Annotated in this window: 8 protein-coding genes; 5 read left to right on the top strand and 3 right to left on the bottom strand. The window is 68.6% G+C overall.

Translation table 11 applies throughout. From position 1 onward, the window contains the following. The first annotated feature begins 4 nt into the window (after positions 1–4). Genes ABZY11_RS15155 through ABZY11_RS15165 form a run of 3 tightly spaced genes read left to right on the top strand, consistent with a single transcriptional unit; the run spans position 5 to position 2,651 of the window. Positions 5–688: a response regulator transcription factor gene (locus tag ABZY11_RS15155; protein WP_356479561.1), complete on the top strand. Its 684-nt coding sequence runs from the start codon at positions 5–7 to the stop codon at positions 686–688. Beyond that, positions 685–2,121, top strand: coding sequence for a HAMP domain-containing sensor histidine kinase (locus tag ABZY11_RS15160; protein ID WP_356479562.1), 1,437 nt, complete (start codon positions 685–687; stop codon positions 2,119–2,121). The genes ABZY11_RS15155 and ABZY11_RS15160 overlap by 4 nt, the downstream gene beginning before the upstream one ends. Beyond that, positions 2,118–2,651 (top strand): hypothetical protein, encoded by a 534-nt coding sequence (locus tag ABZY11_RS15165; protein WP_356479563.1) that lies wholly within the window; start codon positions 2,118–2,120, stop codon positions 2,649–2,651. The genes ABZY11_RS15160 and ABZY11_RS15165 overlap by 4 nt, the downstream gene beginning before the upstream one ends. Positions 2,652–2,970: 319 nt before the next feature. Here ABZY11_RS15165 and ABZY11_RS15170 read toward each other — a convergent pair whose 3' ends face one another. Further along, complete coding sequence (locus ABZY11_RS15170) at positions 2,971–4,368, bottom strand: IS1380 family transposase (RefSeq protein WP_356479564.1); 1,398 nt, start codon at positions 4,366–4,368, stop codon at positions 2,971–2,973. A gap of 466 nt (positions 4,369–4,834) precedes the next feature. Between ABZY11_RS15170 and ABZY11_RS15175 the strand changes: the two genes are divergently transcribed. Continuing rightward, positions 4,835–6,397 (top strand): alpha/beta hydrolase, encoded by a 1,563-nt coding sequence (locus ABZY11_RS15175; protein WP_356479565.1) that lies wholly within the window; start codon positions 4,835–4,837, stop codon positions 6,395–6,397. A gap of 400 nt (positions 6,398–6,797) precedes the next feature. Here ABZY11_RS15175 and ABZY11_RS15180 read toward each other — a convergent pair whose 3' ends face one another. Both ABZY11_RS15180 and ABZY11_RS15185 read right to left on the bottom strand, forming a co-directional pair. After that, a complete protein-coding gene (locus ABZY11_RS15180) occupies positions 6,798–7,301 on the bottom strand; it encodes a hypothetical protein (RefSeq protein WP_356479566.1) in 504 nt (167 codons plus the stop codon). A gap of 17 nt (positions 7,302–7,318) precedes the next feature. Next, entirely contained in the window at positions 7,319–7,867 is a 549-nt protein-coding gene (locus ABZY11_RS15185; RefSeq protein WP_356479567.1) for a hypothetical protein, read from the bottom strand. A gap of 389 nt (positions 7,868–8,256) precedes the next feature. Between ABZY11_RS15185 and ABZY11_RS15190 the strand changes: the two genes are divergently transcribed. Continuing rightward, positions 8,257–9,144, top strand: an 888-nt coding sequence (locus tag ABZY11_RS15190) for an SMI1/KNR4 family protein (RefSeq protein ID WP_356479568.1), incomplete at its 3' end; no start/stop codon positions are given.

Below are 9,144 nucleotides of genomic sequence, written 5' to 3' on the forward strand. Positions count from 1 at the left end.
TGCCATGCCGCGCGTGTTGCTGATCGAAGACGACCCCTCCGTACGTGAAGGGGTCGAGCTGGGGCTGCGACGACGCGGCCATGAACTGCGCGCCGTGGAGAGCGGCGAGGCGGGGCTGGCCGCGCTGGCGGAGTTCCGGCCCGATCTGGTGCTCCTCGATCTGATGCTCCCCGCGATGAACGGGGTCCAGGTCTGCCGCCGGATACGGGAGACCAGTCAGCTGCCGATCATCATGCTGACGGCCCGGGGCGACGACTTCGACGTGGTCGTCGGGCTGGAGGCCGGAGCCGACGACTACATCGTCAAGCCGGCCCGTACCGAGGTGATCGAGGCCAGGATCCGGGCCGTACTGCGCAGGCTCGCCGAACCCGCGGGACGCGGCGGCACCGAGACCCACGGCGAACTGGCCGTCGACCGGGCCGGGCTCTCGGTCGCCAAGGCCGGGCAGCGCGTCCTGCTCGCACCCTCCGAGCTGAAACTGCTGCTCCACCTGTCGGCCTCGCCGGAGCAGGTCTTCAGCAGACAGCAGCTCCTCGAATACGTCTGGGAGCACAGCTACCACGGGGACGCGCGCCTGGTCGACGCGTGTGTGCGGCGGCTGAGACAGAAGATCGAGGACGTGGCGGGCAGCCCGCGGTACATCCAGACCGTCCGCGGCTTCGGATACCGCTTCGGGCCACTCGTATGAGACTCCTCGGCGCCCGGTTCGGACTGCGTACCCGTCTCGTCGCGGCCTTCCTCCTGGTCGCTGCGATCAGCGCCGTCACCACCGCCACCCTCACCTACCGCGAGGCCCGCTCCGCCATCCTCAAGCAGGCCCAGGACACGGCCGTCGACCAGTTCCGCGACCGGATCGGCGCACAGGCCGTGACCCTGCCGGTGGACGAGGAACAGCTGCGACAGGCCTGCCGGATTCTCGCCAGGGAGGGCAAGCCGCACCCCTGGGTCGTCTTCGCCGAGTACGGGAAGATCCGGGTCTCCTCCTCGGACCGCCCCACCTCGAACGTGATCACGCCCGAACTGCACGCCGCCGCCCGCAGCAACGCGCACGGCTCCTTCCAGCGGGTCGTCAGGAACGGAGAGCCCTGGCTGACCGTCGGGATGCCCGCCGCCTTCGACCGGGGCGACGGACGCCAACCCACCGGGCTCGTCCTCTACGCGGTGATGCAGCTCTCCACCGAGGAGGCCAATGTCGACGCCATGGTGACCGCCGCCCGCGACGGCGCCGTGCCCGCCCTCCTGATCGCACTGGTGCCCGCACTGCTCGCGGCCCGCAGCGTGCTGCGCCCGGTACGCGACCTGCGGCGGGCCGCCGCGGGCATCGGCCGGGGTGAACTCGACACCCGCATCGAGGTCCGGGGCTCCGACGAACTCGCCGGACTCGCCCGGACGTTCAACGATTCGTCGACCAAGCTCCAGGAGTCGGTGGCGGAGCTCCGACAGGCGGAGGCGCGGGCCAGACGTTTCGCCTCCGACGTCTCGCACGAGCTGCGCACCCCGCTCGCCGGAATGCTCGCCGTCACCGAGGTGCTCGACGAGGACGCGGCCCAGCTGAACGCCGACACCGCGGCGGCCGTCCGGCTGATCAGCGCCGAGACGGGCAAGCTCGCCACCCTCGTCGAGGACCTGATGGAGATCTCCCGCTTCGACGCCAAGGCCGCGGATCTCCACCTCGACGAGGTCGATGTCGCCGAAGCGATCCGCAAGACCCTGCAGAACAGGCACTGGGAGGACCGCGTCCGCACCGAACTCCCCGACGGCATACGGGCGATGCTCGATCCGCGCCGCTTCGACGTGATCGTCGCCAACCTCGTCGGCAACGCCCTGCGGCACGGTGCGGAGCCCGTCACGGTACGGCTGCGGACCGCGTGGAAGGGCGCGGGGGAGTGGCTGTTGGCCGAGGTCGAGGACAGCGGTCCGGGCATCGATCCCGCCGTGCTGCCCCATGTCTTCGACCGGTTCTACAAGGCCGACGCGGCCCGCACCCGGTCGGCGGGCAGCGGGCTCGGGCTGGCGATCACCCAGGAGAACGTACGGCTGCACGGCGGCACCGTGCGCGCCGCGGGCGGGCCCGGGGGCGGGGCGGTGTTCACCGTGGAACTGCCGCTGGAGGGGGCGTGAGAGGCGTACGCGCCCTCGGCGCCCTGCTGCCGCTCGTCCTGCTGGCGACCGGGTGCGGGATAAGGGCCACGGATGTCGTCGAGGTCGGTGACCCGGCGACCGTCGACGTGGCGCCGGGACGCGAACAGGGCGCACTGCTCTACTTCGTGTCCTCGTCGTCCGCGAACCGGCTGATGCCCGTCGTGCGGCCCTACGAGCTGCCGCCTGAAGGAAGCGGCTCCTGGGGCGGTACGGAAATGGGCTGGCGAGGGGCCGACAGGGCGGTCACGCTGCTCTTCGAAGGGCCGAACAAGAGCGAGGTCGCGAGCGGTCTGCGTACAGAACTTCCCTACGGACGGGTCGAGTTGAAAATCACCCTGGGCCCCAGCGGCGTCCTGGTCCGGGTGAACACACCCGTCACCACGCTCTCCGAGGTCGCCCGACAGCAGCTGATCTGCACCGCCGCGCAGGCCCGTACCGCGGACCGGGGGGAGGCGGTAAAGGTGACCGGCACCGACGGTGTCATCGGGCCGGCCCGGTGCTCCGTGTGATCCGTGCGCGTCCCGTGTGCCGCGTCCCGTCCGGTCCTCTCCGGCAGATCAGGGCCGGGGCCGCGACGTCTGGCACGGCACCTCGCGGCGTTGCCGAAACGTCCGAACAGCTCCTTCCCCAAGCTCTCAACTCCGTTCGAGCAGGGGAGACCCCACCTAAGCCTCGATCCACCGACGTGCTCTGAAGATGCTCTCTTGATCGTTGTGTGAGCTGGTTTCGGTAGGTGGTCGTTGATGGGCAGGTGGTGTCTGCTGGTCTGCCCAGCTTTTCCACGGGTTTTGTTCCGGTCGGGCCCTGGCGGGCTGGGTGGTCAGGGGATCAGGCCGGTGTGGGTGGGTCGTGGACGGTGTCGAAGAGGTGTGTCCAGGCTTGATGCCAGGGCCAGTTGTGTGGCAGGTGCAGGGTGATACGTCGTGCGGATCGCGCGATCCGGGCCGGGACCTGAACCAGGTGGCTGCGGAGAGTGGCGGTGGTGGCCTTGGTATGAAAGGGCGAGGTCAGTGCACCGGCGGCCCGCAGCAGGTTGTAGGTCATCGCCCACAGGGTCAGCCAGGCTGCGTTGGCGTGGAAGTGCCCGGACGGCAGGTGGGCCAGGGCACCGGCTTTGGTGTCCGCGATGACCTGCTCGACCACCGCGTGGTTCCGGTGTTCCCGCTCGGCCCGGAGCATCTCGGCGGGCTGGTCGGTGAAGAAGGGGTGGTAGCGCCAGACGGGAAACAGCTCGCCCTGTTCACCCATGACGGCGGGTTTGGCCAGGTCACGGACCCGGCGCACGATCAGGCGCGCGGTGACCCGCTCCTCTTTCTTTCGGCTCGCGAAGGCGGTGTATTGGGGTATCTCGGCCACTTCGGCGTCCGAGACGGGTTCACCGGTCTCGGGGTCGGGCACCGCGGTCGGGTAACTGATGTGCTGCCAGGCGTCGTCGGGAATGTTGTGGACGGCTCGTTTGATGGAGGGGTTCATGCCGGTGGTGATCGAGAAGTGGGCTCCGGCCCGGTAGCAAGCGGCGATCACGCGGGCGTTGTAGAACTGTGAGTCGGCCCGCAGGATGCGCATGCCGGTGCAGCCGGCCTCGACGGCGGTGGCCAGGGCCTCGCTCACGAATTTCGGGGCGCCTCGGGAGTCTGCCGCTTTGCCGCGGCGCATCCGGACCCCGGCGATCACCGGCCGTGCGTGCGGGGTGCAGATGGTGGCGATCAGGGGGTGCAGGGTGCGGATGCCCTTGAACCGGCCGTACTCGGCGCCCTGCTTGGTCCGGCCGTAGACGCGTTTGTGGGTGGAGTCGACATCGATGAACGCCTTCTCTCCAGAGTCGGGCAGTAGTGGAGTGCGCGCGGCCAGCGCGACCAGGAATCTGCGGTGCACAGCGTGGAGTTGGAGGGCGTGACCGTGGGTGAACGCCCGGAGGAAGGTGCCCAGGGTGGACGGGGCGCGGATACCGGCGAACAGGGCCGGCATCGCCCCGTGCCGCAGCACGTGGAGGCCGTCGATGCTGTCCGCGCCCGCCGCCATGCCAGCCACGATGCTGCTGATCTTGGCGTCCGCCGCAGCCCCCGAGCCGTTCGTCGTCCTGGTCAGTTTCACCTTCTGCGTCACCAGGTCCGACAGCCCACACCGTTCGGCCAGCCGCATCACGGGGACGAGCCCGGCATGCGCAATCAGATTCGGGTCATCGAACACAGCGGACACCGCACGTGGCTGCGTGGAAGAATGCATCCCGGAGATGCACCTCCGAACTGGTTGAGTAGAAGCCTAGAGAACTCCTATTTTCCCAGCTCAGAGTGCATCTCCACTTTCATGTCCAGGCACTGGACGAACCACCACCCGGTGGATCGAGGCTAAGACGCTCCTGCGCCTTGCAATGCACCGCACTGGACGCCGCGCCCTGTCCGACCCTGATCCGCCGGACAGGCCCTAGCCGCGACGGGAGGTAGGGGTGGCCTCATTGGGGCTGGGGGGATAGCAGTAGTGAACGGGGATGGCTGTGCCGTCTAGCTTCTGATGGTGTGAAACACGCATTGAACAGGTCGAAGAGATCCCCCGTTGCCGAATGCCGACCCGTCCGGTCCGCACTGGCGTTTGCAGCCGCGTCTGCCCTGACGGGGGTTGCGGTGTCAACGGCGCATGCGGTGCACGCGGAAGGTGCTCCCGACCGCAACATCCAGCAGCTCAAGGAGACTTCGTGATCACCCCCAGCCCGTCCGTGCGCCGCACTTCGGTCGCCTGCCTCGCCCTCGCCGCTTGCCTCGGCGCGGCCCTCACCGCCACGGCCGCGGCGGCCCCCGCCGAACCGAACTCAGGGCCCGCACTCGACCGTTACTACAACCAGCACCTGGGCTGGGGCAGCTGCGCCAAGGACCCGGGCGACACGATGGGCCGCGACCTGGACAAGGCCGGCGTGCAGTGCGCGGACGTCGTCGTACCGCTCGACTATGCCGCCCCCCGAGGCCGTACGATCACCGTCGCGATATCCCGGCTCAAGGCCGCCGACACCCGCCATCGCATCGGCTCGATCCTGCTCAACAACGGCGGTCCCGGAGGCACCGCCCTCGAATCCCCGCCCGAATTCCATGCGTGGATGAAGGAGGCCGGCCCGCGGTACGACATCGTCGGTTTCGACCCGCGCTTCGTCGGCCGCAGCACCCCGCTGGACTGCGGCTGGTCCGTCGGCACCAATCTCTTCTCGGCCGGTCTCAGCCGGGCGAGTTTCGAACGACAGGTCGCCCTCCAGAAGGATCTGGCCGCCAAGTGCCGCGCCACCGACGCCGACGTGCTGCCGCACATCAACACGCGCAACACGGCCCGTGACATGGACGTCATCCGCGGTGCGCTCGGCGAGAGGAAGATCTCCTACTTCGGCTACTCGTACGGCACTTACCTCGGCACCGTCTACACCCAGATGTTCCCCGGCCGCACCGACCGCATGGTCCTGGACGGCGCCATCGACCCGCGCAAGTACGGCCCCCGCCTGCTCCGGGAGGCCGTCGGCGAGAACGAGCGGGCCCTCGCCGACTGGGCCACCTGGGCCGCCGCCCGCCACGAGACCTACGGCCTCGGCCGCACCCGCGCCCAGGTCCTCGCCACCGTCGACCGCGTCATCAGGGCGTCCGCGCGCGGCCCGCTGACCGTCGGCACCGCCCCGGAAACCTTCCAACTGGACGACACCCAGCTTCCGTTCATCCTGCTCGCCGGCGTCGACAGCGACACCGAGACGTCCCGGGCGGCGCTGGGCGAGCAGGTGTCCGTGCTGAACAAGGCCGCGGCCGGGCAGCCGACCCGGCTGTCGCCCAGGTTCGCGGCGACCCTGCGACTCGCGATGACCGGTGAGCATTCGCCCCACGGCAGCGTGCAGTCCGCGATCATCTGCGGAGACCGGGCTGCCCCGCGCGACCCCGAGGTCTACTGGCGGGACATCGAGCGCAGCCGTACCGCATACCCGCGCTTCGGCGCGGTGACCAACAACATCAGTCCGTGCGCATTCTGGGACCGGCCCCATGAAGCCCCCACCCAGGTGAAACAGGACGCCAAGGCGCTGATCGTGTCCGCCACCGGTGACCCGCGCACACCGCACAAGGGCGCCGTCGCCCTGCACGGCCTGCTGCCCAGCTCCAAGCTCATCACCCTCAAAGGCGCCAACCGGCACGCGATCTACGGCCTCTACGAAAACGCATGTGTCGACAACAAGGTCAACCACTACCTCGCCACCGGCAAGCTGCCCGCTCACGACCGGATCTGCTCCAAGTAGGTCAGGCGCCGCTGGAAGCCTCACAGCCACAGGACACTGCCCGAAGTGGGACCACTGTGACCCCCGGCCCGGCGTCCAGCGGCCTGATCTCCACTGCGGAGGGTTCGGGTGCTGGATGCCGGCGCTCGGGCCCGGTGCTGTAGAGCGTGGCTGCTGTTTGCCCAGTGGGTCGGGACTCCTGTGGGAGCGCCGCTTGAGGGGACGGCGTTTGTGGTCACCAAGCGCTACGAACCTTGATCAGGCTCCAGATGAGGACGTCATGCCCCGGCAGTTTGTGACAGCGGCTGCGACAGGGAGCGCGGGCGGTCGACAGTGCCAACCGTCAGGTCCGACTGAGGTTCTCGGGTTCCCGGGCATCGGGCCGGGCCGATGCCCGGGAGGTGCCGGACAGGCAGTTCGCTCAGGCGTTCAGCAACCGGTTGAAGAACGACCGGTAGCGTTGCAGAGCGACACGCAATTCCTCGGTCGGTACTTCCTCGCCCCGCTGCCACTGGCCTTCGAGCCCCTGCTTGTGGTCGGAGAAGGTCCGGGCGAGTGCCTGCATCACCTCCGCGACCAGTGTGTCCGCAGCACTGACCGCTTCCCGGGGGTCATCCACGAAGTTGCCCTGGATCCGCTGCCACCGGCTGCGGAACCCCTCCTGCTCCTCGCCGAGAAGGGGCGCGTTCCCATCCCCTTCTTCGCCTGCGGCGGCGGGCGCCGGTGCCTGCCGCGTCTCGTTCTCGCCGCCCGGACCTTGGCTCGAGTCGGGCGTGGTGGCTTCGCCCGGGAAGGTCGGTGGAACTTCGGTCGCGGCCTCGTCGGCCTCGCGGGCCTCTGGGGCCGAGGTGCCCCCGCCGCGTAGATCGTCTGTGGACAGGTTGCCTGCATCGGACCCGAGGGGGTCCCGGTGTCCCGTCGCCATGGCTCTTCCTCCATCCGTTACTCCCGCGGCCGCCCGCCGTTGTGAAGCAGCTCGTCGAACAGAGCCCGGTAGTGGACCATCGCGCCCCGTAGTTCTTCCGTGGACGCCTGGTGACGGCTGCTGCGGTCGCTGACCTCGTGGGCGGTCCGGTAGTTCTGCAGAGTGCGGCCGTGCTCGACCGACAGATCGCTGACCTGCTGCTCGAACCCCTTGGTCGGATAGCCGCGCTCGCTCATCAGCGCGGTCACGAGGCGGTCGGCTTCGTGGACCGCGTCGTCGGGGTGGTCGACGAACCGCTCCTGCGCCTGGCTCCAGCCCTGGGCGTACTTCTCCTGATCCGCCGCCGAGAGCGGCTTGATCTCCAGCGCGTCATGGCGGTGTTCACGTTCCCGCAGTTCGTTTTCCGCGGCCGGGCGGCTCTGCTTCTCCTCAACGAGCCGCTCGTACTCCGGGCCGAACTGTTTCTTCAGATGGCGTCTGCGCGCGATCTGCCATGCCACGAGTGCGCACACCAACAGCACGACCACTACAGCAACGATGATCGCTATGAGGGTTCCGGTCGACATGGCTCCTCCGCTCGCAGATTTGCCGAGAAACGAAGAACTGCCGGAGATGTTCCTGTGGCCGCCCCCGGCCACGCCGTTTCCCTGTCACCGCTTCCACCGGATCTTCCAGCGGAATCCACGGATGGGTGACGCCGGGTGGTCTTCGGTGGCCACGAGCGATTGCCCGGTCGCTCTACCGGCAGCGCCTTCGCCGGGCGACCGTGTTCCCGATCGTCCACAGGCCGGAGCCGGTCGGAACGACAACGACACAACGGCACACTCCGATCTCGTGCGTGCTCCTCTTCAACTGTGTCTCCCATGAGCCACTGCGGCAACCGCCGGCGCCCCGTTGTGATCGCGTTTGGGCGCGGAACGTACGATCGTCGGGCGAGCGGGCCTGGGAGGGCACAGTGGGACATTTCGAGGGCTTCGACGTGGCCGGGTTCTGGGACGACTCGACGTACGCGCTGAAGGAGTACGTGGAGGAGACCCCACCCACGCAGGAGCTGATCGCGTCGATGGAGGAGGAGCTCGGCGGATACCGACTGCCCGACTCCTACATCGCGCTGATGACCGCGCACAACGGCGGCGTTCCGAATCGGGACCACTTCCCCATGACCGAGCCGACCTCCTGGGCCGACGACCACATCGTGATCACCGGCATCCGAGGCATCGGACGGACAAGGCCGCAATCGCTCGGCGGTGAGTTCGGCAGTCGGTTCTGGATCGACATGTGGGAGTACCCCGACATCGGTGTCTACTTCGCCGACACACCGTCGGCCGGCCACGACATGCTCGCCCTCGACTACCGCGCGTGCGGCAGGCACGGCGAGCCGACCGTGGTGCACGTCGACCAGGAGGACGACTTCGCGATCACCTCGGTCGCGGAGAACTTCGAGGCTTTCGTCACCGGTCTGGTCGACGAGTCCGTCTACGACACCTCGGAGCAGGACCGGATCGCCGCCCTGGCCACGGTGCGCGACGGCAGTTTCTCCCCGGTGCTGCTGCGTGCTTTCCGCGAGGTCGCTGAGGTACTGCCCGACGCGGACCGGCGAATGCGGATCCTCGCGGAGGCCGTCGTGCACGACAAGGGGTTCTTCGCCCTGCACGCCGATGCGCGCTCCACGCTGATGTACGACTACCTGTTCTGGCTGTTCACCAGCTTCAACCAGGTCGGATCCTTGGACCGGTATGTGAGGGCGCCTGTGCAGTGCGAGCGTTCCTACGCGCTACCGGACTACGAACTCATGATTGTCTTCGGTCTCGTGGCCGATCCCTACGAATTCAGCACCGGCGGA

Origin of the sequence: Streptomyces sp. NPDC006510 (assembly GCF_040611955.1) — a bacterium.
GTDB lineage: Bacteria > Actinomycetota > Actinomycetes > Streptomycetales > Streptomycetaceae > Streptomyces.

Coding starts and splice junctions, on each gene's coding strand:
- ABZY11_RS15155 (WP_356479561.1), top strand. CDS start 5: ATGCCGCGCGTGTTGCTGATCGAAGACGACCCCTCCGTACGTGAAGGG.
- ABZY11_RS15160 (WP_356479562.1), top strand. CDS start 685: ATGAGACTCCTCGGCGCCCGGTTCGGACTGCGTACCCGTCTCGTCGCG.
- ABZY11_RS15170 (WP_356479564.1), bottom strand. CDS start 4,368: ATGCATTCTTCCACGCAGCCACGTGCGGTGTCCGCTGTGTTCGATGAC.
- ABZY11_RS15180 (WP_356479566.1), bottom strand. CDS start 7,301: ATGGCGACGGGACACCGGGACCCCCTCGGGTCCGATGCAGGCAACCTG.
- ABZY11_RS15185 (WP_356479567.1), bottom strand. CDS start 7,867: ATGTCGACCGGAACCCTCATAGCGATCATCGTTGCTGTAGTGGTCGTG.